The sequence below is a fragment of the Bifidobacterium aemilianum genome (genome assembly GCF_003315635.1).
In the GTDB taxonomy this organism is placed as follows: Bacteria; Actinomycetota; Actinomycetes; order Actinomycetales; family Bifidobacteriaceae; genus Bifidobacterium; species Bifidobacterium aemilianum.
Genome location: NZ_PDCG01000003.1, coordinates 98,225 through 122,859, shown reverse-complemented (window position 1 = coordinate 122,859; position 24,635 = coordinate 98,225). Strand labels below are relative to the sequence as shown.

Here is a 24,635-nt window from a genome sequence, read left to right as displayed (position 1 = left end):
TGAGATATGAAGAAGACCCCGCCATCAGCAGGGTCTCAACGTTCAGATTATGTCCGTTCCCAGAGCCCTGCCTTCGTTGACAGGACCTAGGTTGCTACCGAATCAGTCCGCCAACGACGACGGAATAATAATTCGGACGAAAACTAGAGCGGAATCATATCGTGTGGTCATCGCGCGGACCTCCTTTCGATCTTCAAAGCCTTATGGACCTCGGTTATGGTGTGAACCGTAGTCCCCCGTGCCGGCCGCCGGCATCCCAGCATCCACTATGTGGACACCGGATGGCTGCAATCATGCCAGCCCATCGCCAGCCCCGCGGAATCCAGTCAGCAGATCATCGACCCTGTGTTGGCCCTGGGCATCGGACCAACCAGCCTCACTAGGGAGGGGCTGTGGCCAGTCCCGGCACCAGCAGCCTCAGCCCCTTGGACGGGTGGAATTCCAGGGTCGCGCAGGAGCTCACACCATCCCACGACAGGACGATGGCCTCGCCGTCCACCCTCCAAGAGAAGTCGCCGTCGAATGCATTCAGGCTGTTCCTCATGCGACACAAGGCATTGAGGGCCTGGACCACCGGCCGTTCAAGGTTCCGGTCAATCTCCTCGACCCAGCAGTAGTGCCGGTTGATGTCACGACCGGGTCCGCACCGGCCAGGAGCACGCTGTAGTTGGTCGCGTTCTGCACCGTGGAATACAAAGACAGGGCCACCGGCAGGGTGCACATGCTGTTCGACTGCGCAGAGACCAGCGGCCACAGGAAGTTGTTCCAGGAGGAGAGAAAGGTCAGCTCGGCCAGTGTCGCCAGAGGCGGCTTGCACTGGGGCAGGACGATCTGGAAGAAGACCCTGAGCTCGCCGGCGCCATCGAGTCGCCCGGGCCTCCAACAGGGCGTCTGCAATGCCCTGCATGAACCGCCTCACCAGGAAGACACCGACCGGCTGCGTCAGGAAAGGCAGGACCAGGGCAAAGTAGGTGTTCAGCATGTGCAGGTTCGCGATGATGCCGAACAGGGGAATGAAGGTGGCGACGCTGGGCACCATCAAGGTGACCCTAGCCAGCAGGAAGAGCACGTTCTTGCCTGCGAAGTCCATCTTGGCCAAGGCGTACCCAACCATCGAGCAGAACACCGGGTTGCCGAGCATGGTCAGAATGGCCACCACCAGGCTGTTGGTGAAGTAGGTCCCGAAGTGCAACTGGGTGAACCACTGGCCGAAGTTGCTCATGGTCGGATTCTTGGGCAGGAGCGTGGGCGGCACGGCCATGATCTCGCGCTGTGGCGTCATGGAGCCAAGAATCATCCAGAAGAAGGGGAAGACCCACGCAACGCCAATGAGGCTGAGGACCACATAGGTGATGCCATGGGCCTTGCGGAAACGCTTCCACAAGCTGGCTTGTTGTCTGGAACCGATGGGGGATGGACTGATAGTCGCAGTAGACATGATGCTCTCCTAGTCCTTGGAGTTCAGCGTCTTGAACTGAAGCAGGCTGACCAGGGCGATGATGATGAACAGGACGTAGCCGGCCGCCGAAGATACGCCATACTGGCCGAAACCGAATTTCTCGTAGATGTAGTAGGAGGCCGACAGGGTCGAATCCAGGGGGCCGTCCTGGGTCATCACGAAGGACTCCTCGAAGAACTGCGGGTGGAGCACAGCGCCCAGCAGCAGGGTGGGCCTGAGCAAAGGCAGGGTGATGTTGCGAAACTTGGGCCATTCCGAGGCGCCATCCATCTCGGCGGCATCGAGCACCTCCTCGGGTACGACGGAGGCCGGCCAGGAAGATGATCATCAAGGTTCCCATGTTGCGCCACAGGGTCATTACCACCAGAGCCGGCAGGGCGGTCTTGGCGTCATGGAGCCAATCGGACCCTTGCACACCGATCAGGGCGAGCAGGGTGTTGAGCAATCCATCCCTCAGCAGAATGTATCGCCAGACCACCGAGACGGCCACGGTACTGGCTACTACAGGGGCGTAGAAGAGGGCCCTGAAGAAGGCGTTGACATGGCGCAGACCTTGTTGAAGGCCAGGGCGACCATCATGGTGAGCGGCAGACCCACGACGACGAAGATTGCTGTTGGTCCCCAGGGAGTGGAGGTAGTGGGGGTCTTGGAAGAGCTTGATGCCGTTGTCAAGACCGGTGAAGTTCACGTTGGGGGGGGGCTGAATATCCCTGGCGGTGATGTCCGTGAAGGACATGCGCAGGGAGGTCATCAACGGGATCGGCATGAAGGCTGAAAAGACAATGACAAAAGGAAGGGCGAATCCCCAGGCTACCAAAGTCCTTCTGCGGTGGGCAGGGCTCATGCCCCTGCCCACCGACGAGGAAGGGCCTCGCCCCCCTTGTGGTTCTAGGCGACAAACTCATCACTACCCTTACATTCCGGTTCCAATGGAATCGGCCTGCTGCTGGATCTCTATGAGCCCGTCCTCAACGGAAACAGTGCCCTTGTTCATCTTCTCGTAGGCCGTATCGGCGGCCTTGCTCATCTGCCCCCAGGTGAAGGCCACGGGCATGGACCGCACACTCTTCAGCTGGTCGCCGATGGCCTGAAGCTTGGTGTTGGAGGCCAGTTTCTCATCCTTCCAAGCCTTGTTGGATGCGGGAAGGTCGGAGGTGACCCCATACCAATCAACCCGGGTCTCGGGCTGTGCGAACCACTTGCTGAACTTCCAGGCAGACTGCTTGTTCTTGGAGGTCTTGAAAACGGACCAGTTACACCCACCCACGAAGGATGTGGAGTTCTTCTGGGCCGGCACCACGGCGGTCGTGTACTTATCGGCGAAACCAGCGCCGCCAAGTTCCTCGACCTGACCGACGGCGGTCGGGCCCTCAATCATCACGGGGGTGGCGCCAGAGACGAATTGCTGCGTGTTTGAGCCCGGGGGTCACATCGGCATCCGGGTCGGCCAGGCCCTCCTTGAAGAGGCTGGTGATGTACTTGAGGGCTTCCTTGAGCTCAGTGGTGTTGAAGGTGTTAGGACTTGTTGTCCTTGCTCACAAAGTGGGCGCCGTTGGAGAAGGCGAAAGGCGACATGGCCTGGAAGCTGTCGTTGCCGGAGGGGAACATGAAGAATCCATACTTCACGCCGTCCACCTTCTTCATGTCCTGGGCCATCTTCTTGAGTTCGTCCCAATCCTTGGGGGCGTGATCCCAACCCGCCTGCTGGGCGATGTCGGTCCGGTAGTAGAGGATGCGGGTGTCGACGTACATGGGCACACCAACCTGGGAGTTCGAGCCCTTGCCACTGGCCTTGAGGCCATCGTTGAGACCGCTCATCTCGAGCTCTTGGGCCCGTAGGACAGGGCCTTAGGGTAGATGGCCATGTCTGTGTTACCCATCATGGCAGCGTCGGGGCCGGTGCCGGCCGCAATGGCGGTCTGGAACTTATCCTTGTATCCGGACCAAGGAATCGAGGTGACGGAGATCTTCACAACGAGGTTCTCCCGCTCGAACTTCGTGACGAAGTTGCCCATCTTCTCACCCTCATTGCCCATGGCCCATACGGTCAGTTGACCCGTACCCTTGGAACCTCAATGCTGGTGACCGCACTGTCATCCTTACCCACGCTGTCATCGGTGCGACCGCAGGCGCTGAATGACACCAACGCCGCAATACTCACCACTTCCGCGGCCAGTGCTCGTACATGTGAGTTCATCTGAACCTCCTTGCTCAGATAGCTAAACGCTTAGATACAGTAAAGAGTATGAGCGTGTAGGTATCACCCTGCCAACCTTGGAAATAATCACCGCCAAGTCAGGAATTACAGCATTGTACACAGGGATTGATGGAAACCGCCGGGGGTGGTTTTCCGGCTTGAATCCAGTTTGCGCCGGTCTAAGGCATGGCGCATAGGTATGCTCGCTCCCCACCATGCGGCCACCCCTGTACCAGCCCCTGCCCAGCTACAGCAACCACCAGCCCGCAGCCACACAGGCCAGGGGCAGGAGGATGGTCAGCAGGGCATAAGCCAAGGCCATGGCCCAATGCCTGGCAGCAAGCAGCCCGTGCACCTCGTTGATGGCAGATGAGAAGGTCGAGAATCCGCCAAAGAAACCGGTAACGAGGAGAAGGTAGGCAGCCTGGCCCATGGACTGCTTGGCGTAGGCCGCAGCCGCCAGACCAACACAGAAGCAGGCCAGCATGTTGATGAGCATGGTGGGCAGAGGGAAGAGCCAGCCCCACCGTCTACCCAAGGCAGCATTGACGATGAAACGGACCACCGACCCCACACCACCGCATATGCTCACCAGCAGGAACAAGGTCATCGGGCCTCACCCCTCACCGGACCGGCGACCGGGAGCCTTCCCGCAGCACTTGGAGCCTGTGCGGGGGCCGGGGCCGGTTCAGCCCCGTGTGCGCCCGAGCTCTTCGCTGGCACCACGGCTGGGAGACCCGTGGCCGGACCCTCCAAGCCGACGTCCGGCGATTCCATCGGGGCGATGGGCACGGCGGGGTTTGAGGAACCGCGGTTCGACCGTCCCGGAAACGGCGGTACGCCACCATCAGCGGGGGAGACACCCTCGCCTCCCATACGCCCGGCGGCGAGCCTGGTCCCAAGGTAGGAACCCACATAGGTCACGAGCAGACCGCAGGCAAAGGTCAGCAGTAGGTAGAGGGCAACACCAGCGATCTGACCGTCGCGAAGGGAAGCCAAGGCCTCCACCATCAGGGCCGACAGAGTGGAGAGGCCGCCGCACAATCCGGCGCCCAACCCCTGGCTGGCCAGCTGACTGGCCCCTTTGCGCATCCATACAGCCTGCGCAAGGTAGGCAGTCAGGAAGGCCAGGCCACAGGAAGCCAGCATATTGACCAGAAAGGTGGCGACATGGACGGAGCTCAACAAGCCGGAAGCCGCCATGCGCCCCGGAAACAGCAAGGCGAGACCATAGCGCAGGGCCGTGCCCAGGGTGCCGCCGCAGAACACGGCCAGATAGACCAGCGGGGCAGCCAGGGGGTCAGGCCGGGAATGCTGAGGGTCAGTCGACGCTCGAGATAAGGCCGGCGAAAAGCGCTCTGGCGGCGAAACCGGCTCAGACTCAGACTCCGCCCGATCCCCCTGCCCGCAGACAGTGGGGCTTTCAGGAGCAGAGCACCCGGCCCCTTGCCCGGACTCGGCCCCTTCGGCATCATTGGATTCGCTCATGCTCCGCACCAACCAAGCCCTCGGCGTGCCTAAGCGACCAGCGAGCGCAGGGAGATGATGTGGTCACGGCTGGGGCCGGTGCCGATGGCCGAAATCCGGCAGCCGGACAGATCCTCCAAGCGGTGCACATAGGCCTGGGTGCTCTGGGGCAGGTCGGCGAAGTCACGGATGCTTGAGATGTCCTCGCTCCAGCCGGGCATGGACTCATAGACGGGCTTGGCAGCTGCGAAGGCTGCCTGGTCTATGGGCATGCGGTCGAGGCGGCTGCGGGTGCCGTCAGGATTCTCCACCTCGTAGGCGACACAGATGGGAATTTCCTTGAGGCCAGTGAGCACATCAAGCTTGGTGAGAACAATGTCGGTCAGGCCGTTGACCTCAGTGGCGTAGCGGCTGACCACCGCATCGAACCAGCCGCACCTGCGGGGCCTGCCGGTGGTCACGCCGAACTCATGGCCTTGGGCCCGCAGCCACTCCCCCTGCTCGTCGAACAGCTCGGTGGGGAAGGGGCCCTCGCCAACCCGGGTGGCATATGCCTTGGAGACACCGATGACCCGGTCGATCTTGGTCGGCCCCACTCCCGTGCCCGTGCATGCGCCTCCCGCGGTGGGGTTGGATGAGGTCACGAAGGGGTAGGAGCCATGGTCGATGTCCAGCATGGTGGCCTGCCCGCCTTCAAAAAGCACGGTCTTGCCGGCGTCCAGGGCATCGTTGAGAATCTGGGAGGTGTTGGCCGCGTAGGGGCGCAGGCGCTCGCCGAGGGCCAGGAGCTGGTCTGTGGTCTCGTCAATATCTATGGGATGCCGGTTGTAGAGCTTGACCAGCATCTGGTTCTTCTGGTGGAGGCTGGCTTCGACCTTATCCCGCAGATGACTCTCGTTGAAGAGGTCGTGGACACGGATGCCGACCCGGTTGATCTTGTCGGCGTAGGCCGGCCCAATCCCCCGCCCCGTGGTTCCGATCTTGCGCTTGCCCAGGAAGCGTTCGGTGACCTTGTCGATGACCCGGTGGTAGGGGGCGATGACCTGGGCGGCATCGGATACCAGGAGCCGGGAACAGTCCACGCCGCGCTGCTGGAGCCCGTCGACCTCCTCGAAGAGGACCTCGGGGTCGACGACCACACCATTGCCGATGACCGGAATGACATTGGGGCTGATGATGCCGGAAGGCAGCAGGTGGAGGGCATAGGATTCATCGCCGACAACCACGGTATGGCCGGCGTTGTTGCCACCATTGAAGCGGGCCACATAGTCGACGCTGCCACCAATCAGGTCGGTGGCCTTGCCCTTGCCCTCATCTCCCCACTGGGTTCCGATAAGAATTATTCCCGGCATGCTCCACCTCCGTGCGTACATGACTCCCATGGTTCCGCCAAAAACAGCCTAGCGTAACGTCCCTACGGGCAGGTGGGGCGCTGGTGGTGGCCCGTCCATCCTCGACCGGCATGTGGATAAATAGGGGGACGACACACCTGGGCATGTGGATAAGTGGAGGCCTTCGACCACATAGCCCCAATTCAGCCGGCATGACCCCATGGCCGGCCCTAGATTCATTGATATATGGCGGGGCCGCGTTCTGTGCCCCGTAGGCCCAGGATAGGAGAGGAATATGCGGCAGCACGCACCAAGCAGCCAGTACTCATTCAAGCAGAAGCCAAGCAGGCAGAAGCCCCAAGACCCCTGATGTGGCTTGAACCACCAGCTTGCTCTAACCTGAGAAGAGGATCCTTACCACATAGGACACTCAACGAAGAGGACTTCATGAAAGAAACCGGCACAGCATCCACGGCAGATGCCAAGCAACCCACCAACGACACTGGCTCCACGGGGACCAAGAAGCGATGGTACGTTACCTTGTTGCTCTTCACACTTCTGGCCATGGCCTTGATCGCCGGGGCGGGATTGACCTGGCAGCGGCACAGGACCCACGAGCGGGCCCAAGCGGATTGCGCGTCAGCCCTCAGCGGCCACTCCAAGGCCCTGACACAGCTCAACAAGAGCCAGACCAAGGCAGGGCAGGCCTCTGGAATCACCGCCGACGAAGTCAAGGACCCCGAAACGGTGAGTTACCTGGCGCATGCCTCCAAACAGGCCACACTGCTTGCCGCCTCCAGCAAGACCGCTGTGTCTTGTGAAGCCTCTCAGCCCACGGCCGAGCTACTCGGGAATCGAAGCAGAGAAGACCAGGATGCCCGACAGCTTAGGCAGCGGACCAAGCAATTGGACAAGGCCGCCGAAGCGGTCATCGCCTCGCGTGATGCCAAAAGCATGGATGATGCCAGGGCGGCCTTGCAGGGCAAACGCGACGAGGCCGGCGCGCTCCTGGTCACATCGGAAGGCAATGTCGCCGATGGGGCCACCCGCGAGACCCTGACCGCAGCCATCCAGACCGCGGACGGCCTCCTGGCCGATGGCAAGACCCAGCTCCAGGCCCTGCGCGACGGGGCCGGACCCTTGCAGGCGGCGATGGACCAGGTCAACGCCAGCATCCAAGCCAAGACCGACACCGACAACCAGGCAGCCGCAGCAGCAGCCCAGGCCCAGGCGCAGCAACAGGCCGTAGCACCCTCGTATCAGGGCGGCGGCGGTTACGCAGGCGGAGGTTATCGCGCTCCTAGAGTTTCTGCCCCAAATGCTCCGGCCCCCGCACCAGCGGCGCCAGCACCATCTGGCGGCAACAATGATTGGCAGGCATGGTTACAAAGCCATCAAAGGCCCAGTCAGTGCGTTAAGGGTGGTGCCTGCCCGATTGGGTGATTGATTTACACACTTGCCGGCGAGATGTCTCGAATTGCAGCTCGTTTATCTCGCCGGCCTTTTATGTGGACGGACATAAGGCCCGTCCCCTTCATAGTAAGGGATAGCAATGAGCAAGTGGAGCGATAGGCTCCAGCGTGGCGTCGCGGCTTTGGCCGCCGCCGCCACGCTGGTGGTGCCCGTGGGAGCGGCCTGGGCCGGTGGAGGCGGCGGGTCCGCCGGCGGCGGAGCCGCGGCCGGCAGCGCCTTCCAGTTGAAGTGGGCGTATCGGGATTCGGACAACGGGGCCTTCGGCGGCGCCTCGATCTCCAGCGTGCAGGCGGCGATGGGCGAGATGGGCTTTACAATGACCGCCCAGGGTCAGGCCACCGCCCAACAGGCCTTGGACGAGGCCAACCACAACTGCCTGGCACGTTTCGACCAGGCACACCCCGACCAGGCCGGCCAGGGCAACTGCCGCGTGGTGTCCGTGGGAGCCGTTGCCGGCGGCACCGGCAACTTTGGAGGCACCGGCAACGCCTCCCACAGCATCTGGATGCAAAACTGGATAGCCACTGTGGGTGGTCAGACCTTCAGCAACAACGGGGCGCAATACACAACCGGAGACCAGTTCCTTGATCAGCCTGGCACTTCGGTGGATTCGATCGCTGATCAGTATGCGGGTGATGTGGGTCGTGTGTCGGTGGTGGTGATCATGCTGAATCAGTATGAGCCGCGTCCAGCTGATTACCATCTGTCGGCCTCGACCTCGGCCCAGGATACTTTCCCGGTCTCGGGTGGGACGCAGACGGTGCATGATGCCGTTGACACCGATGCGGGTGGTTCCTCCATCAGGGAGAATCTGACGGCGACCACCACGTTGAACTGGTATGGGTACCCGACCGGCCCCAATGTGGTGCGTTCGGCGTCCAAGCCGGCGCTGGCCCCCAACAACGACCATGGTGAGCTGCCGGGCTTCACGCCCGCCGATTTTGGTTTCGACACCTGGCCGGCCGGACGTTGGGCCTATGGTCTGGAGATACCCAAGCAGGGCCGTATGGACGCGGCCCTGTCGCTGCCGGACAGCGCCCCGAACGAGGCGTGGGAGTCGACCACGCCACCGCCGACCAAGACCCTGTGGGACGCGGCCGACACCGCCCAGGCCACCGCATCATCCACGGTGGCCGCCGGGGTGCCCTACACGGCCCGGGTGACGGGCAACCCCGCGGGTTCGGAGCGCTTCTGGCTCTACGACATCATCAAGGACCCGACCATCTTCATCGGCACCAGGGACCATGACGATGCCTCCCGGGTCACCGTCACCGACGGCAATGGCGGCCCCCAGACGGCCACCGTGTCCATCGACCGGTCGCGGGCGGGCGAGGTGGTCGTCAAGGCCTTCGTGCCCTCCGGCACCCCTCGTGAGCTGACCCTGCATGTGCCGACCTATCCCACGGCCAGCGGCCGTGACACGACCATCACCGATGACTCCAGGGCCTGTTGGGACGGGGACGGGGCCCTGTGCCAGGCCGGTGGCACCAAGGAGATTCCCAAGAGGACGCCCCGGCCCGACAAGGTCTGGACCGTGGATGAGGCCGGCGCCCTGGTAGCCCAGGACAAGGGCCACACCAACGCCAAGGGCAAGGACAACCGCTACTGGGTGCCCGGCGACCCGATCAGCGCCGTGGTCAACGGGCGCATCCCTGCCGGCCTGACCGGGAACCTGGACTCCTACACCATCACCGATGACTGGACCGGCGCGGCCCGGTACATCGACTTCTCCAACCCGTCCAAGGCCAAAGTCTACGTGGAGGGCCAGGAGCGCACCGGCGACTTCAGCATCACCGTGTCCGGCACCACTACGGTCGCCAGGGCCAAGGCCGGCTTCCTGTCCCAAACCAAGGGCCTGGCGGCCGACAAGGCCGTCAAGCTGATCGTCTCGGGCACAGTCAGGGACGTGGCGGTGCCCGAGGGGGCCCAGGTGACCAACGGCGGGGCCGAGCAGTGGAACGACGAGCCAAAGGAGACCAACACCCCGGCCGCCTTCGTGCGCTCCCCCAAACCGGACAAGGTCTGGGTCTTGGACGCCGCCGGGGCCCTGGCCACCCAGGACCCCAACTGGACGAACCAGCAGGGGGCCGACACCCAAACCTTCCTGCCCGGCGACCAGGTGGGTGCCGTGGTCAACGGGCGCATGCCCAAGGGCCTGGCCACCGACCTGTCCGATTATCGGATCAGTGACGACTGGACGGGCGCGGCCCAGTACGTGGACTTCTCGGACGCCTCCAGGGCCAGGGTCTACGTGGACGGCGTTGACAGGACCGGAGACTTCGTCATCAGCGTCAACGGGTCGGTGACCACCGCCAGGGCCAAGGCCGCCGCCCTGCGGGGCACCGAGGGCATGGCGGCCGACAAGGCCGTCAAGCTCTACCTTGGCGGTTCCTTCAAGGAGGGCACCCGCACCCAGGGCAAGACCAAGCGGCTGACCAACACCGGATCCGAGCAATGGAACCGGAAGAAGGTGTCCACCAACACGCCCCCCGTGTTCGTGTGGACCCCCAACCCGGACAAGTCCTGGGTGGCCCTGAAGTCCGGCAACCCCCTGAACCCCTCGGACGGCTACCAGCTGGTCATCGACCCGGCCAGGACCAACCGGACGGGCGCGGACAACAAGTCCTTCCGTCTGGGAGACCGGGTGGCCTCGGCGGTCAACGCGACCATGCCCTCCGGCCTGGCCCGGGTCCCGAACCTGGTCCTGGCCGACGACTGGGGCAAGGCCTCCAGGATCGTGAGGATGGAGGACCTGTCGCACATCCGCGTCTATGACCAGGATGCCGGCTCGGCCGAACAATCCTCCATCGGTGCGATAGACGCCACGGGCCGGGACGTGACCGGCCAGTTCGACATCACCGTCTCGGGCACCCAGGTCGCGGCCACACCCAAGACCTCCTACGCCCAGGGGTTGAGGGGCATGAATTCGGCCCGGCAGATCACCCTACTGGCCCCCTTCGCCGTCAGCTTCGACCCGGCGGCCATACGCGGCGAGTATGGCAAGGGGGCCGGAGACCAGGTGGACTCCTGCACCAACCCGGACGGGTCGGACCTGTCCAACAAGGGGCGCCAGAAGGCAGGCCAGGCCAGCATGGACACCAACGAGCCGCGCATCTGCGTGACCGTACCCTCCATCCACAAGGACGTGGTGGCCGAGTCCTCCCAGGGCGGCGACCAGGCCAGCGTGGACGGCAAGAGGGTCATGCCCGGCCAGAAGCTGGAGTACACGGTCCGGGCCGACCCCAAGGTCCCAGCCGATGACGCCTACGAGGTCACCAGGGTGGCCATCAGGGACACCTACGACGCCCAGACCATCCCCGACAAGCAGACCCTGGAGATCACGGACCTGAACACCGGCGCGGTGATCCCCCGCTCCCAATGGACCTCCACCTGGGATGACACCGACCACAGCTTCACCGCCAGCTTCGGGCCGGCCTGGGTGACGGCCAACTGGGCCAAGGGCTCCCACCCCCGCATCCTGCTGCGCTTCGAAGCCAGGGTCAGGGACGACGCCCCCACCGACCACCGGATCGACAACCAGGCCTGGCTTACCATCAACAACGGAGTGGTCCCCTCGAACACCGTGGAGAACAAGCCCACAAGACCCAGGCCCGTCAAGCAGGACACCCAGGCGGACCCCTCCATCAGCATCGAGGGCAAGACAGCCCTGCTGGGAGACCGGATCTTCTACCGGGTCAACATCGACACGAGCGAGCTGACCGACCAGGCCTACAAGGTCCAGCGGCTGGGCATGATCGACGACTGGGACGAGGGGTACCTCAAGCTCGACCGGCAGGCCATCCAGGTGGTGGACGAGACCGGTAGGGACATGACCGACAGGCTCAACATCCAGGTCAGGGACGGTGTCGTCTACGCCTTCCTCAAGACCGTGGACACCGTCATCCCCGCCACCGGCGAGACCCTCAAAGGAGACCCGCAGCCCAAGGACCTCAAGGCCTACAGCGGCAGGAAGCTGGACCCCCTCATGGACCCCTACATCGACCAGACCCTACTGGGCCACACCCTCCAGGTGGTGCTGCCCATGACGGTCATCAAGGTCACCGACGGCTACGTGGTCAAGAACACCGCCACCCAGGTCACCAACAGCCGCAGGGACGTGACCAACACGGTCAACAACCCCCTCAAACCCATCAACCCCTCCAAGGACGTGGTAGTCACCGTGGGCGGCGGGAGCACGGACGGCAGGAGCATCTGGAAGGAACAGCAGTTCCTCTACCAGGTGGACTCCTCCATCCTGCCGGCCGACCGGGCCCACCCCAAGGTCACCGGCTGGTCGATCCATGACCCCTACCCGGCCGAGTACGACCAGCCCACCGGCCAGTGGGCCGTCTACGCCACCCGCGACCTGACCGGCCCCACGGACAGGGTCCTGGCCAGGAAAGGGGAGAGGATCGCCGGCAGCGGCTTCGACTCCTCCAGGCTGGGCGGCGAGCTCTTCACCGCCAGCTTCGATGACGGCTCCTTCACCATCGGCGCGACCCAGACCTACCTCGACCTGGTGTCCAAGGCCCGGACCGAGCAGGGCTGGCGCGGATACGTGCAGATGACCCGCATCAAGGCCGGCGAGCACATCGTCAACCGGTTCACCGAGACCCTGAACGGGACCGAACGGCCTTCCAACGAGGTGGAGACCAACACCCCCGACCAGAGTCCGGCCGTGTCCATCGTGAAGTACGACCTGGCATCCGGCCTCAAGGACGGCGACCGCAACAGGCCCGAAGAGGCCCTGCAGGACGCCAAGGACGGCACCGAAATCGGCTTCAGGATCAGCAACACCGGCCAGATCAAGTGGGAGGGCAAACTGGCTGATCTGATCGACCAGACCATCGCAGGCTCAGGCGAGGTGAGCGACATCCACCTCACCAGCAGCGAGACGGACGGCAGTCCCACCGGCAAGGACACCATCATCCTGGAACCAGGTCAGAAGGCCTGGGCCCGGGGAGTGCTGAACGGGGTCAAGACCGGCGACCACCACACCGACCGCGCCCACATCACCGTCAGGCCCATCGTGCCCTGCCCAGTGGTGGACGAGGACCCATTCGACGACAAGCCAGGAGTCCAACAGTCCGGCACCTGCTATGGGGACCCCTTGGTCTCGGACCCCGATGACTGGAATGGGACAAGGCCCCAATTGCTGGCCGAAACCGGAACAGCGGTACTTACCGTGATCTTGGCCGGTGCCGCCTGCGCAGGTGCCGGCATGGGCTTGCGCTTCCTGGCCCGCCGTCGGAAGGGCTCGAACGTGCACATGGTGAGCCGCCACCATGCCGCATGCTGACACACCGACGGGTGCCTCCCCGCAGCAGTCCCCGCGGAGTCTCCCAAGCTGGGATGCCGGACAGTCGCTACCGACATCACCCCGCTGCCGCTTCAACTGCTTGCGCAGGCAGCTGGCGGATTCTGTCCAGACCTCAGACCGGCCCAGTGCGGTTGCAAGGAGGATGAAAACGGGCGTTCCTTAGCGAAGGGCCTTACCGGCGGAGCCAAGCTGCTGGCAGGCCTGGACCACTCGCCGCGCCATGCCATCCTCAGCCTCAGCCCCCCAGGAGCGGGGATCGTAGTAGCGTTTCTCGCCAACGCCACCGTCCACCTTCAGCACCTCGTCATAGTGGGTGAACATATGGCCGGCTGCGGCACGGGTGAAGGCGTATTGGGTGTCGGTGTCGATGTTCATCTTTACCACACCGTGGCTGACCGCCTGGGCAAGCTCCTGCGGGGCGGACCCTGAGCCACCGTGGAAGACCAGGGCAAAGGGCTTGTTCGCGCCCACATTCCGGTCGACCCAATCGAGCGTTGACTGGCCGAATTGCCGGGCAGCGGGCGGCAGGGACAACCCACCGCCCCTGACGGCCTGGGCGACAGTCCGCTGGATCTCGCCAAGCAGTTCAGGACGCAGTTGGACAACTCCGGGCTTATAAGCGCCGTGCACATTGCCAAAGGTGAAGGCAGCCATATAGGGGCCGCGCTCGCCTAGGCCAAGCCGGCCGGCGACCTTCAAGCCATCAGCGGGAGTCGAGTAGAGCTTCTCGTCGATCTGCGCGCTGTGGCCATCCTCCTCGCCCCCTACAGCACCGACCTCGATCTCCAGGACCGTATGGGCAGCGACCGACAAGTCCAGAAGCTCCTCGGCTATATCCAGATTCTGGTCAAGCGGAAGGGTTGAACCGTCCCACATGTGGGACTGAAAGCTGGGCTCCTGACCGTGTTGGACCTGGTCGCGCTCATGGGCGAGGAGGGGACGGACCCATTCATCAAGGTATTGCTGGGCGCAGTGGTCGGTATGGAGGGCGATGCTGATGCCCGGATAATGGGCAGCCACCTCATGGGCAAAGGCCGCAAAGGCCAGGGAACCAGCCACCCGGTTCTTGACGGACTGCCCGGACCAATAGGCCGCCCCACCGACGGAGACCTGAATGATGCCATCGGACTCAGCCTCGGCAAAGCCCTGCAAGGCCGCGTTCAGGGTCTGGCTGCTGGTGACATTGATCGCCGGATAGGCGTAACCCCCCTGCCTGGCCGCATCCAGCATTTGGGCATACCGTTCCGGTGTTGCAATCGTCATATGGTCATATCTCCTTCGCCAGTCCTCAGCATACCTCTAGCCCCAGGGCGGCCGGAAGAGGTCCATAACCCGCCTCAACCCGTCATGCCCTCCAGCGAAGGCAGATAGCGAGCGCCCACCGTCAGTGGTCAAGTCCAAGCGCCAGCGGCTGGAGGAAAGCGATTAATCCAGGTCTCCCGTTTCCCTCAGGAATTCTGCAAAGGCCCGCGCCGCCGGCATCAGCGTTTTGCCCCGTTTCCATACCAGGGAGCATTCTGTGGTCACCGCCGGCTTCAGGGGAATGAAGGACAGTCCCTTCAAGCTGGCGGGGAAGTCGAAGGTAAAGAGAATTCCGATGCCGGAACGAACCATGCTGGCCGCGTTCATGGTCAGATTGAAGCTGCCGGCCACCTGCACATCGTCCATATATGAACCCACCCAGTTGAGAATCTCGCTGTGCACCTCATCCCTGGAGGGCATGATCACGGAACGGCCGGCTATATCTCGCGGACTCACATAGGGCTTGCTGGCCAGGGGGTCAGTGGGCGTGACCATAACCCCCCAATAATCCTTGACATGCATGCGTTCATATTCGTACCCATTGAGGGAGACCGGCTCAGTCAGCAGGCCGAAGTCCAGCAGCCCCTGCTCCAGCTCCTGCTTGGTCAGGTCGGCGGTCAGGGTACGGATATCGAAACGGATCCCCGGATGGATCTCAAGAAAACGGCGAATCCGGTCAGCCAAGGCATCCATGCTTCTGCTCTCCGCGCAGCCGATGGCCACCGATCCTGACAAGCCGCCGTGCAGATCGCGTAATTCCTGCCGGGTCTGGTCGGACAATGCCACCAGGGTCTTGGCCCTCTCCCACAGCAGCCTCCCCTCAGCGGTCAGTTCGAGGCCGAGTCCGTTGCGATTGAAAAGACTGACGCCCAGGTCCGATTCAAGACTATGCAACTGCCGGGAAAGTGTGGGTTGCGATATCCGCATAAGCTCCGCGGCCCGGGTGATGTTCCCCTCCTCGGCAACGGCCAGGAAATAGCGCAGGATCCGTAAGCCCATCGCCGACCTATGCCCTCTGCCGGGATCCGCGTTCGCATCCATGGCCGCCCTCTCTCTATTCATGTCACCATGCCAGCCATCAGACTGGTCACAACCTCACTCCTGTGGATAATACAATGGTCTCACGGCCCCATCGCATCACGCTTCCGGCCAGAAGCCCAAGACACCAGGGGAATGCATGTTCCAGCAGATGATCACCTTCATAGCGGTGGTGGAGGAGCATACTTTTCTGCGAGCCGCCGAGCAACGCAATATCTCACAATCCGCTGTGTCCCAACAAATTCAGGCCCTGGAACGCAAGTTGGGCGTCCAACTGCTGCGAAGGACCGGACGAAGCTTTGAGTTGACGGAGGCCGGGGAGCACTTCTACCAGCGCAGCAAAGCCATCATCCAGGAGGTCAATCAATTGACCACCGAAACGGTCCAGATTGCCAGGCAGAGCCATTCCACACTCAGGGTCGGCTACCTGCAGACCTTCGGTTCCACAGAGTTCCTGCAAGCCGTCTCCGCCTTCTCCCAAGCCTTTCCCCAAATCGGCCTGGATATTGCCCATGGAGACCACGAGCACCTCTACCGGTTGCTGACAGACGACCAGGTGGACCTGGTGTTCAGCGACCAGCGGCGGGCCTTGTCCGGCAACTTCCACAACCTCTACCTCACCGAATCGCGTCTTCTGGCCGTACTGTCCACGCGGGCACTGCCCCAAGGCGAGCGCCACATCGACATTGCGTCCCTGTCAAAGCTGCCCTGCATCCTGGTCGCCAGCAAGGACCATAGGGAAGACGAAGAGGACTACCACCGCAACACGCTTGGTGTGCGGAGTCGTTTTATCTGCGCCAACACGTTGGAGGAAGCGGAGATGCTGGTGGTGGCCAACAAGGGCTTCCTGCTGACGGACGCCCGGGGCAGCCAGCAGTTCAGCCGGGATCTCAGCCAAGCACTGCCGGTGACCCATCGGGGCCAGCCAATGACCCGCAAATACTACGCCTTTTGGAATCGGGACAACTCTGGCTACTACGTGGAGACCTTCGCCCAACTCCTCAAGCAGCAATTCGGGTCAGTCTGAACGTAAGGCCCCTGTCCCCAACTCTTGCTGACAGAAGACCTATAAGAAAAACTTATCAATCTGCCCCATAATTCAGATTGTTCCCTCCGCGCCCAGCCCCTAATCTTGCACATGTACAGGCCGGCAATTCCCATACCGGCACCACACAGCACAAGGAGGGGCCATGCCTATCAGTGACTTCGCCCAGGATTTCCATGAGCGTATGTTCCCAGGCTACCAATCCGATTTTCTGAGGACCGACCCGGAATTCATCGAACGTTTCGACAATTTTGCCTTTGATCAGGTGATCCACCAGGTTGACCTGGATGACCGCACCCGCTTTATGGTCATTCTGGCGGGATTGCTGGGCTGCCAGGGCATTGATGAGTTTACGGCCGTGCTTCCGGCAGCCTTGAACTTCGGGCTCACCCCGGTTCATATCAAGGAGATCGTCTACCAGGCCGTGCCCTATCTGGGCATAGGCAGGGTCTTCCCCTTCTTGAAAGCCACCAATCGGGTGCTGGAAGAGCGGGGCGTCCGGCTGCCACTGGAACCACAGGCAACCACGACCTGCGAGCCGGACAAGCGGCTGAATGCCGGCGAGAAGGCGCAGACGGCGATATTCGGTGAGAGCATGGCCGGCTTCTGGTCATCGGGGCCGGAAGACAGCAGGCATATCAACCGCTGGCTTACGGACAACTGCTTTGGCGACTACTATACCCGGGCCGGTCTGAGTCTCCAGGAACGAGAGATGATAACCTTCTGCTTCCTGGCAGCCCAGGGCGGCGCGGAACCGCAACTGGTCTCGCACGCCGGAGCCAACCTTCGACTGGGGACCAGCAAGGACTTCCTCATAGCTGTTATCTCACAGACCGTTCCCTTCATCGGCTACCCCCGAAGCCTCAACGCCCTACGCTGCCTGCGCGAGGCACTGGAGGCCAGGCAGTCGTCAGCCGAGCAAGCGCAATCCCAACATCCAACCCACACCAACAACTAAGGAGACAAGAATGAGCACGACCACAAACGAAAACGCGCAAACCTGGTTCATCACGGGCATCAGCTCAGGCTTTGGCAAGGAAATGGCCAAGCAGCTGCTGGCCGCCGGCAACACCGTAATCGGCACCGTCAGGAAGATGGATGCCATAGAGGACCTGCAGGCCCTCTACCCTGACAGCCTGGATGCCCAGATTCTGGACGTGACCGACGTGGAGGCGATCCACAGGGTGGTCAATGAAGCCTTCGATCGCCATGGCGACATCGACGCCATCGTCAACAACGCCGGTTACGGGCTTTTTGGCGCCGCCGAAGAGCTGAGCGATGACGAAGTCGACCACATCCTGGACACCAACCTGCTTGGGTCAATCCAGGTCATCAGGACCGCGCTACCCCATCTGCGCAAGCAGGGATCGGGCATCATCATCCAGATCTCCTCCTACGGCGGACAGGTGGCCTACCCCGGCAACTCCATGTACCACGCCAGCAAGTTCGGCATTGAGGGATTCGTGGAGGCCGTGGCCCAAGAGGTCAAGCCCTTCGGCATCCGTTCCCTGATCGTGGAACCGGGTGGGGCCCGCACCGAGTTCCGCTACGGCAGCGCCCACGTGGCCAAGCTCATGCCGGAATACGACGGCCCAACCCACTCCTTCCTGACCATGCTGGACCCTGCCAACGGCCTGGCCCCCGGCGACCCGGCCAAGATGGCAGCCCGCATCATCGAGAGCTCGAACAAACCGGAGACCCCACTGCACTTGGTGCTCGGGTCGCAGGCATTGGACAACACCATCAAGCGGCTCGAGGAGCGTCTGGGCGAATACCGTTCCGAGACGGAAATCGCCAAGTCCACGGACATCGACGAGTAACGCGGACTCAAGAACGCACTCACGAGCACACAAACGGGCCGGGTTCGGGCGCAGCAGCCGATACCCGGCCCCGCCCATACGGACTCCCTAGCGGTGAACTGCCCTGGCATCTTTATGCCAACAAGCCAGCGGCAACACGGCGGTGACTTCGAGGCCAGGAAACGCTAGAACACCGGAAACATCACTGCTGTGGCAAAGAAAAGTAAATGATATGGAGCGGATGACGGGAGTCGAACCCGCCTCTGAAGCTTGGGAAGCTTCCATTCTACCGATGAACTACATCCGCAGGCATGCGTCAGATGACGCATACGAGTACACAGATTAGCACAGGCTACCTAGCCTCGCCACATGACCATGCCGACCGCATCGACAAGGAAGCGGACGGCAAGATGTTGGCATGACGCGACGCTACTTGCTACCACTGCTTACTTGCTGCCGCCCTCAGCGGATCCCTGCTGCTGGGCGAGCGTACGGCCTTGGCGGCGGCGCTCCTTGTTCACGGTCGCAGCGGCAATCCGGTCGGAAGTCTTCTCCTCACGCCCCTCTTTGAGCTCGCTCTCCCGAATGTGCTCGTACTGCTTCTGATCCTTCTCGTCCCAATGATTATTGTTGGCCATCATCGGCACCTCCTATCACACACGGTTTGTGGCCGCCAGCACAGCAGTCCCGTTGCCCTCCATTCTATCGCTTTCCCAAGGTGCATGATTGAGTATCGGGGCGGCAGCGGGCCCACCCGCCAACGTGCATCGTGGTCAGTAGCCCACCTGTGCACCCATAGGGCCAGAGGATGCGCCGACCTGGTCCACGCGCATCTCCTGGGCCATCTGCACCAGTCTGGCTATGCGGTCGGCAGTAGGCGGGTGGGTGGAGAAGAGGCGGCTGAGCCCTTGGGTCGAGAAGGGATTCTCGATCATCATGGCGGCGGCCGATTGGGTGCCGGCGGTCTGGGGCATGGGGTTGGCCTGGGCACCGGTGGAGATCTTGTTCAGGGCCGAAGCCAGAGCCTCGGGGTCTCCGGTCAGCCGGCTGCCGTCCTCGTCAGCGTCATATTCGCGGGTGCGGGAGATGGCCATCTGAATGAGGGAGGCGCCGATGGGGGCCAGGATGGAGCTGAAAACCACACCGATCAGGCCCAGTATGCCGGAGCTGTTCTCCCTGTCACGGTTGCCGCCACCGCCGAAATACATGAGCGAATAACCCAGGTAGGTGATGACGGTCGCCATGGCCGAGGCCACGGCGGAAGTGAGGATGTCGTGGTTGTAGACGTGCATGAGCTCGTGGCCAAGTACACCACGAATCTCACGGGCATTGAGGATTTGCAGGATACCCTGGGTGCAGCAGACGGCGGCATGACGCTCGTTGCGGCCAGTGGCGAAGGCGTTGGGACTCATGGTCGGGGCGATGTATATACGGGGCATGGGCTTGCCGGCCTTCGCCGAAAGCTCCCTGACTATGCCGTACAGCTCCGGGGCCTCCTGCTCGGAGACCTCCCTGGCCCCCATGGAGGCGATGGCTATCCGGTCGGAGAACCAGTAGGAGCCGAAGGTCATGACCAGCCCGATGACGATATAGATGCCCAGCGTGCCGCTCGATCCGCCGGTCAGCCACCAAATCAGCATGATTACAGCCCACATGAGGGCGAAGAGCAGGGTGGTCTTCAGCCCATTGAAGTGGCCATGTACTTTCAAACTACGGTTCATAGGACAAAGTCTAACCGTTTCCATCCCCGTTGCGCTGGAGGCTAGCTAAAGACTATCTTGATGGATTCTGGACGCCCACTGGATAGCTGGCCTACCATCAGCCCAAGCCCCCGCACCATACATGCAGACGGCCAATCCGAGCCAGCCAAACCAGCCCCACCCTTGTCCAATTCCTGCATTTTGCACAAAACCCACTTTTGAAATTGTATATTTTGCACATCGAGCCCCATATGAGCGCAAAGCCACCCCTTCGCCCCTGCGCTGTGGACGCTGGCTGAGGCCTTTGGGCTCTGCCGAAAGGAGGCTGCCGAGGGAAGCGGCACCCGGGCGGCTGAGGGGAGCGCGACTGAACCCTTCACGCTTGCCGTGCACCCGGTCTGAGACAGAGGGGCCGGCCACATTGGTAATGCCTGATGCCCCGCGCGGTAGAGACGGAACATCAGGCAGTGAGCAGGACTGGCGGCTGGCCTCAGCCCTGGGCCAGCTGGCGGAGCTGGGCGGGGTCGATGACCTTCTTGTGCTCGCGGCCCTCCTTGGCGCCCTCGGAGCGCTCGTAGGCATCAACCCGCTTCCAGCCGGCGAAGTCGATGGGCTTGACGCCACGGGACTCCAGGAGCCGCTCAAGGGACTCGGTATCACGGTCGGTGGCCAGCATGCCGGTACGCTTCTGCTCCTGCAGGTCCTCAAGCATGTTGGCCACGACGACCAGGGCCTCGGACTTGGTGGAGCCGATCAGGCCGATGGGGCCGCGCTTGGCCCAACCTGTGGCATAGAGGCGGGGGACCACGGCCCCATCCACGGACTCCAGAATGCGGCCGTCCTTGTTGGCCAGAACGGTTCGGTTCTCGTCGTATGCCACACCTGGGGCGCTGGCCGGCTTGTAGCCGATGGCATGGTAGACGGCCTGGACCGAATAGTCATCGAACTCACCAGTGCGGTGCATGCTACCGTCGGCGTCGGTCCGGGTGCGCTCGACCCGCAGGCCAATCACCCTGCCGTTCTCTCCCAATACCTCAACAGGGTCGGAGTTGAAGTGGAGGTAGTACTTGCGGTCGGCCGGGTTGCCCTCGTAATCGGTGCCGCCGTCGGCCTCCATGTCCTCGGCCATCTCGCGGATGGTGAAGAGCTCCTCGACCATCTGCCGGGTCAGCTTGTCTGCGGCGGCGGCCTCTACCGTGGCCTCGTCCAGGTCGAAGTCGGCCTCGTTGATGACGATCTGCACGCCAGGCAGCTTCTCCAGCTCGCGCAGCTCCTGGACCGAGAACTTGGCCTGGGCCACCCCCCTACGGATGAACATATGCAGGGTCTTGGCCTTGTTGCCCTTGATGCCCTCGTAAACATTGTCGGGAATGTCGGTGCGGGCCTTGAGGTCGTCGGCATTGCGGACCAGCTCACGGGACACGTCCATGCCGACGTTGCCGCCGCCGATCACGGCCACTTCCTCGGCGTCCAGGGGCCAACTGCGGGCGCCGGTGGGGTAGCCGTCATACCATTCGACGAACTTGGCGGCTCCGTAGACACCGCCCAGGTCCGCCCCGGGCAGGGTCAGGGGCTTGTCTTCAACGGCCCCGGTGGCGAACACGACGGAATCGTAATGGTCCAGCAGGTCCTCGAGGCTGATGTCCTTGCCGAACTCCACGTCGCAATAAAGGTGGATGTCCGGGTTGTCGAGGGTTTTCTCCAAGGCATCGGCGATGAACTTGATGCTGGGATGGTCGGGGGCCACGCCGTAGCGGACCAGGCCGAAGGGCACGGGCAGCTTCTCGTAGAGGTCGATCCTGGCCCTGGTGCCCAGCCCCAGTTCCTCACCCTTCTTGCGCAGCTCCCGCAGGAAGATATCGGAGGAGTAGACCCCAGCCGGCCCGGCGCCGATCACCGCTATGCGCAGCTCCTGCTGGCCATCGTTAGCATTGCTTGCAGTCTGTTCAGTCATGCTTGCTAGCCTATCGCAAAGTCCCCGACCGCAACAGGGAACGGCTTGTGAAATTACATCGTTCCCTGCGCTGGCCCGGCGACCTCATGCTGCCCGGAGTCCGGCCTGCGGTCCAGGAGGGCCGTCAAGGCCCAGAGGATGGAGACCACGTCAATGCCCTCCTGCATGAAGGCCCCGACCACCACTGGAATCAGGTTGAAGGCGGCGGCAATCATGCAGACGATGGCCAGGCCCAGCCCGGCCACCACGGATTGGAGCATGACCCGCTTGGTCTGCCGGGCGATGGCTATGGCCTCGGGAACCGCGCTGATGTCATCGTTCATGATGACCACCTGGGCTGATTCGGATGCGGCCGTCGAGGTGCCGTCGGTGATGGCCATGCCGATGTCGGCGGCCGCCAGCACGGGGGCATCATTGACACCGTCGCCCACCATCATGGAGACGGCCCGGTCCAGGCCCTTGCCTTGACCAGAGAAGCCGGCCAGCAGCCTGTCCCACCAGGGTGCGGGCTTGGTCGCCTCCCTGGCCCTGCGGACGGCCTTGACCTTGCCTTCGGGGAGCAGTCCGGCATCGACCTCGCTGATGCCTACCTGCTTGGCGACGGTCCATGCCGAGGCCTCATTGTCGCCGGTGACCATGGTCAGGTGCTCAATGCCCATGGCCGCCAGGGCTTCGACCGACTGTCTGGCATCCGGACGGGGCAGGTCCTTGAGGACGATGCGGGCGGCCAGAACCCCGTCGATGGCCACGAAGGCGTTCATCTGGTCGGGCGCCTGCGGACCATAGAGGGACTCGGGGAAGCTGGTCTCCTGGCTGAGGCCCCGCCCAGAGTCCTGGGGCGAGGACTGCGCGGGGGATTGGGCCGGGGACTGGGCCTTGACCATATCCCGAGTCACGTAGTCGAAGCGACCCACACTGACCCTGACACCATCAATCTGCCCGCTGATGCCCTGACCCTGGTCTTCGACCACCTGGGCTACCACCGGGTAATCGTTGAGATGACTGGGCTTTCGCAAGCCGGCGGCCACCTCCTGCGAGCGCTGCCGCCGCAGGGCCTCCCCGCCCGCCGTCGATATACCCTTGGCCAGAATGTGTACGGAGTAGGTCTCGACCACTCCCGCCAGTGCCAGAATCCGGTCACGCCCGGCGTCCACCCCTCCCTGGTCCGGCCCGCCAGCTGCCGCCTGGTCCCGGCCGGCCGCCAGGGTCCCATCAGCCTGCCCTTGCCCAAGGGGCAGATCAATACGGACCACCTGGGGCTTCTTCATGGTCAAGGTGCCGGTCTTGTCGAAGAAGATATGTGTCACCCGCCCCAGGTTCTCCAGGACCTCCTGGGCCTTGATCAGCACGCCCGCCTTGGCCAGCCGCCCGGTGCCGGCCATGTAGGCCACTGGCGCGGCGATCAGCAGGGGGCAGGGGGTGGCCAGCACCAGCACCTGGGCGAAGCGCATGGGCACGCCGGTCAGGTACCAGGCCACGGAGGCGATGACCAGGGAGATCAGGGTGAAGGGCACCGCAAGCAGGTCGGCGGTCCTGACCACAGGCGCCCGCGAGCTGCGGGCGGAGGAGACCAGCTGCAGGATCTTCTGGTATTGGGAATCATGGGCCAGCTGGGTGGCCCGCATCATCAGGGTGGTGGCCCCGTTGACGGCCCCCGACATGACCCGCGCCCCGGCGTACACCTGCCTGGGCACCGGCTCGCCGTTGATGTTGCTCAGATCCAGGGTGGCGGTTCCGCTCAGCAGTTGCCCATCGACCGGGACGGTCTCGCCGGGGAGAACAACCAGCACATCGCCCAGCTTGACCGATTCCACATCGACCGTATGAAAATGGGAGGTTGTCGCGGAGGCCTTGTCGGCAGGGTGGGCGAGGCCGGAGGGTTTGCCGGCTGACCCGGAGTCCCGACCAGCGGCGTCGGTCTGTGTGGATTGAAAACGAGTTTTCGACAGCTGCCGGTCCTCCGGCTGCGCCTCCCCCTGAGCAAGACCCTGCCCTTGGCCCTCATGACGCTTACCGACACCGGGGAGGTCGGAGACATGGGCCTCCTGGGGAGCCGCGGAGACCAGTAGGGTCAGGTTGCTCTCGGCCTTGGCCTGGGCATACTCCTCAATGGCCTCACCGGACCAGATCATCAGGACCACGGCCCAGCTGGCCCAGTATTGACGGACAGCCAGGGTGGAGAGAATGGCCAGGACGGCCAGAATGTCAACCCCCACATGCCCTTCCTTCAGCGATTCGACCATGCCCTTGAGGGCGTCGAACACGGAATAGGCAACCAGGGCTATGACCACATACTGGCCCAAGGACGGATTGATGTCACCCAAGGAGGAACCCCAGGGGCGCCAATCCCAGAAGAGTGCCACGGGAATGGCGGAAAGAATGGTGATGGGCAGGAGCGGAACCCGCCTGAACAGAGCGATGACTTTATGCATCAGCCCTCCTTACGTCGCATACGGACCGACCCTGGCACCAGCCGGGTACGGCCACGCATTCACGCCTTGTTAACCCATCGGCGGGCGGGAGGCCTCAACATCAGCCACCCACATCAGC

The 24,635-nt window shown here is 63.0% G+C and carries 20 protein-coding genes, 1 tRNA gene and 1 pseudogene; 6 read left to right on the top strand and 16 right to left on the bottom strand.

The genetic code is table 11. The annotated features are described in order from the left end of the window. Positions 1 to 379 precede the first annotated feature (379 nt). Positions 380 to 1,438 carry a sucrose phosphorylase domain-containing protein gene (locus CRD60_RS09495; protein ID WP_456236472.1) on the bottom strand — a complete coding sequence of 353 codons (1,059 nt, stop codon included), beginning with the start codon at positions 1,436 to 1,438 and terminating at the stop codon, positions 380 to 382. 9 nt (positions 1,439 to 1,447) lie between these two features. Further along, positions 1,448 to 1,747, bottom strand: coding sequence for a carbohydrate ABC transporter permease (locus CRD60_RS09100; protein WP_236630832.1), 300 nt, complete (start codon positions 1,745 to 1,747; stop codon positions 1,448 to 1,450). A gap of 121 nt (positions 1,748 to 1,868) precedes the next feature. Between CRD60_RS09100 and CRD60_RS09095 the strand changes: the two genes are divergently transcribed. Then, positions 1,869 to 2,234, top strand: a complete 366-nt coding sequence (locus CRD60_RS09095) for a hypothetical protein (protein WP_236630831.1) — start codon at positions 1,869 to 1,871, stop codon at positions 2,232 to 2,234. 138 nt (positions 2,235 to 2,372) lie between these two features. On the opposite strand, the pseudogene CRD60_RS09295 reads toward CRD60_RS09095, so the two are convergent. The 7 genes and pseudogenes from CRD60_RS09295 to CRD60_RS04285 form a co-directional block, all read right to left on the bottom strand. After that, positions 2,373 to 2,861, bottom strand: a pseudogene (locus CRD60_RS09295) (extracellular solute-binding protein); the annotation flags it as partial. Between the two features lie 113 nt (positions 2,862 to 2,974). After that, positions 2,975 to 3,277, bottom strand: a complete 303-nt coding sequence (locus CRD60_RS09290) for an extracellular solute-binding protein (RefSeq protein ID WP_269088604.1) — start codon at positions 3,275 to 3,277, stop codon at positions 2,975 to 2,977. After that, positions 3,274 to 3,495, bottom strand: a complete 222-nt coding sequence (locus tag CRD60_RS09285; protein WP_269088603.1) for an extracellular solute-binding protein — start codon at positions 3,493 to 3,495, stop codon at positions 3,274 to 3,276. The genes CRD60_RS09290 and CRD60_RS09285 overlap by 4 nt, the downstream gene beginning before the upstream one ends. A gap of 11 nt (positions 3,496 to 3,506) precedes the next feature. Next, entirely contained in the window at positions 3,507 to 3,656 is a 150-nt protein-coding gene (locus CRD60_RS09090; protein WP_236630830.1) for a hypothetical protein, read from the bottom strand. Between the two features lie 247 nt (positions 3,657 to 3,903). Then, positions 3,904 to 4,266, bottom strand: a complete 363-nt coding sequence (locus CRD60_RS04295) for a fluoride efflux transporter FluC (protein WP_113860071.1) — start codon at positions 4,264 to 4,266, stop codon at positions 3,904 to 3,906. Then, positions 4,263 to 5,144 (bottom strand): fluoride efflux transporter FluC, encoded by an 882-nt coding sequence (locus tag CRD60_RS04290; protein WP_113860070.1) that lies wholly within the window; start codon positions 5,142 to 5,144, stop codon positions 4,263 to 4,265. Before CRD60_RS04290 ends, CRD60_RS04295 begins: the two co-directional genes overlap by 4 nt. 29 nt (positions 5,145 to 5,173) lie before the next feature. Next, positions 5,174 to 6,475: an adenylosuccinate synthase gene (locus CRD60_RS04285; protein WP_113860069.1), complete on the bottom strand. Its 1,302-nt coding sequence runs from the start codon at positions 6,473 to 6,475 to the stop codon at positions 5,174 to 5,176. 426 nt (positions 6,476 to 6,901) lie between these two features. Here CRD60_RS04285 and CRD60_RS04280 point away from each other — a divergent pair, with 426 nt between their 5' ends. Beyond that, positions 6,902 to 7,897, top strand: coding sequence for a hypothetical protein (locus CRD60_RS04280; protein ID WP_113860068.1), 996 nt, complete (start codon positions 6,902 to 6,904; stop codon positions 7,895 to 7,897). 109 nt (positions 7,898 to 8,006) lie between these two features. After that, complete coding sequence (locus CRD60_RS04275; protein WP_113860067.1) at positions 8,007 to 13,226, top strand: LPXTG cell wall anchor domain-containing protein; 5,220 nt, start codon at positions 8,007 to 8,009, stop codon at positions 13,224 to 13,226. Positions 13,227 to 13,406: 180 nt separating this feature from the next. Here CRD60_RS04275 and fbaA read toward each other — a convergent pair whose 3' ends face one another. Then, positions 13,407 to 14,510: a class II fructose-bisphosphate aldolase gene (gene fbaA, locus CRD60_RS04270; RefSeq protein ID WP_113860066.1), complete on the bottom strand. Its 1,104-nt coding sequence runs from the start codon at positions 14,508 to 14,510 to the stop codon at positions 13,407 to 13,409. 162 nt (positions 14,511 to 14,672) lie between these two features. Further along, positions 14,673 to 15,611 carry a LysR family transcriptional regulator gene (locus CRD60_RS04265; RefSeq protein WP_113860065.1) on the bottom strand — a complete coding sequence of 313 codons (939 nt, stop codon included), beginning with the start codon at positions 15,609 to 15,611 and terminating at the stop codon, positions 14,673 to 14,675. A gap of 115 nt (positions 15,612 to 15,726) precedes the next feature. Here CRD60_RS04265 and CRD60_RS04260 point away from each other — a divergent pair, with 115 nt between their 5' ends. The 3 genes from CRD60_RS04260 (at position 15,727) to CRD60_RS04250 (ending at position 18,452) form a co-directional block, all read left to right on the top strand. Then, the gene (locus tag CRD60_RS04260; RefSeq protein ID WP_113860064.1) at positions 15,727 to 16,614 is read left to right on the top strand and encodes a LysR family transcriptional regulator; all 888 of its coding nucleotides are present in this window, start codon (positions 15,727 to 15,729) and stop codon (positions 16,612 to 16,614) included. Between the two features lie 202 nt (positions 16,615 to 16,816). Next, positions 16,817 to 17,590, top strand: a complete 774-nt coding sequence (locus tag CRD60_RS04255; protein ID WP_201737212.1) for a carboxymuconolactone decarboxylase family protein — start codon at positions 16,817 to 16,819, stop codon at positions 17,588 to 17,590. Positions 17,591 to 17,600: 10 nt separating this feature from the next. Further along, entirely contained in the window at positions 17,601 to 18,452 is an 852-nt protein-coding gene (locus tag CRD60_RS04250) for an SDR family oxidoreductase (RefSeq protein ID WP_113860062.1), read from the top strand. Positions 18,453 to 18,664: 212 nt separating this feature from the next. Here the strand turns inward: CRD60_RS04250 and CRD60_RS04245 are convergent. The 5 genes from CRD60_RS04245 to CRD60_RS04220 form a co-directional block, all read right to left on the bottom strand. Beyond that, a tRNA-Gly gene (locus tag CRD60_RS04245) sits at positions 18,665 to 18,738 on the bottom strand. A gap of 139 nt (positions 18,739 to 18,877) precedes the next feature. Beyond that, complete coding sequence (locus tag CRD60_RS04240; protein WP_201737204.1) at positions 18,878 to 19,072, bottom strand: hypothetical protein; 195 nt, start codon at positions 19,070 to 19,072, stop codon at positions 18,878 to 18,880. 132 nt (positions 19,073 to 19,204) lie between these two features. Continuing rightward, positions 19,205 to 20,152: a zinc metalloprotease HtpX gene (gene htpX, locus CRD60_RS04235; RefSeq protein WP_113860061.1), complete on the bottom strand. Its 948-nt coding sequence runs from the start codon at positions 20,150 to 20,152 to the stop codon at positions 19,205 to 19,207. 469 nt (positions 20,153 to 20,621) lie between these two features. Continuing rightward, on the bottom strand, positions 20,622 to 22,085 hold the full coding sequence (locus CRD60_RS04225) for an FAD-dependent oxidoreductase (protein WP_113860059.1): 1,464 nt from the start codon (positions 22,083 to 22,085) through the stop codon (positions 20,622 to 20,624). Positions 22,086 to 22,138: 53 nt separating this feature from the next. Continuing rightward, entirely contained in the window at positions 22,139 to 24,517 is a 2,379-nt protein-coding gene (locus CRD60_RS04220) for a heavy metal translocating P-type ATPase (RefSeq protein ID WP_113860058.1), read from the bottom strand. Positions 24,518 to 24,635 lie beyond the last annotated feature (118 nt).

Excerpts from the sequence above, each read along its gene's own strand:
- CRD60_RS04280 (WP_113860068.1), top strand. The coding sequence starts at position 6,902 with ATGAAAGAAACCGGCACAGCATCCACGGCAGATGCCAAGCAACCCACC.
- CRD60_RS09495 (WP_456236472.1), bottom strand. The coding sequence starts at position 1,438 with ATGTCTACTGCGACTATCAGTCCATCCCCCATCGGTTCCAGACAACAA.
- CRD60_RS04260 (WP_113860064.1), top strand. The coding sequence starts at position 15,727 with ATGTTCCAGCAGATGATCACCTTCATAGCGGTGGTGGAGGAGCATACT.
- CRD60_RS04250 (WP_113860062.1), top strand. The coding sequence starts at position 17,601 with ATGAGCACGACCACAAACGAAAACGCGCAAACCTGGTTCATCACGGGC.
- CRD60_RS04240 (WP_201737204.1), bottom strand. The coding sequence starts at position 19,072 with ATGATGGCCAACAATAATCATTGGGACGAGAAGGATCAGAAGCAGTAC.
- CRD60_RS04295 (WP_113860071.1), bottom strand. The coding sequence starts at position 4,266 with ATGACCTTGTTCCTGCTGGTGAGCATATGCGGTGGTGTGGGGTCGGTG.
- CRD60_RS09090 (WP_236630830.1), bottom strand. The coding sequence starts at position 3,656 with ATGAACTCACATGTACGAGCACTGGCCGCGGAAGTGGTGAGTATTGCG.
- CRD60_RS09285 (WP_269088603.1), bottom strand. The coding sequence starts at position 3,495 with ATGGGCAATGAGGGTGAGAAGATGGGCAACTTCGTCACGAAGTTCGAG.
- CRD60_RS09290 (WP_269088604.1), bottom strand. The coding sequence starts at position 3,277 with ATGAGCGGTCTCAACGATGGCCTCAAGGCCAGTGGCAAGGGCTCGAAC.
- fbaA (WP_113860066.1), bottom strand. The coding sequence starts at position 14,510 with ATGACGATTGCAACACCGGAACGGTATGCCCAAATGCTGGATGCGGCC.
- CRD60_RS04220 (WP_113860058.1), bottom strand. The coding sequence starts at position 24,517 with ATGCATAAAGTCATCGCTCTGTTCAGGCGGGTTCCGCTCCTGCCCATC.
- CRD60_RS04275 (WP_113860067.1), top strand. The coding sequence starts at position 8,007 with ATGAGCAAGTGGAGCGATAGGCTCCAGCGTGGCGTCGCGGCTTTGGCC.
- CRD60_RS04290 (WP_113860070.1), bottom strand. The coding sequence starts at position 5,144 with ATGAGCGAATCCAATGATGCCGAAGGGGCCGAGTCCGGGCAAGGGGCC.
- CRD60_RS04255 (WP_201737212.1), top strand. The coding sequence starts at position 16,817 with ATGTTCCCAGGCTACCAATCCGATTTTCTGAGGACCGACCCGGAATTC.
- CRD60_RS04225 (WP_113860059.1), bottom strand. The coding sequence starts at position 22,085 with ATGACTGAACAGACTGCAAGCAATGCTAACGATGGCCAGCAGGAGCTG.
- htpX (WP_113860061.1), bottom strand. The coding sequence starts at position 20,152 with ATGAACCGTAGTTTGAAAGTACATGGCCACTTCAATGGGCTGAAGACC.
- CRD60_RS04285 (WP_113860069.1), bottom strand. The coding sequence starts at position 6,475 with ATGCCGGGAATAATTCTTATCGGAACCCAGTGGGGAGATGAGGGCAAG.
- CRD60_RS04265 (WP_113860065.1), bottom strand. The coding sequence starts at position 15,611 with ATGAATAGAGAGAGGGCGGCCATGGATGCGAACGCGGATCCCGGCAGA.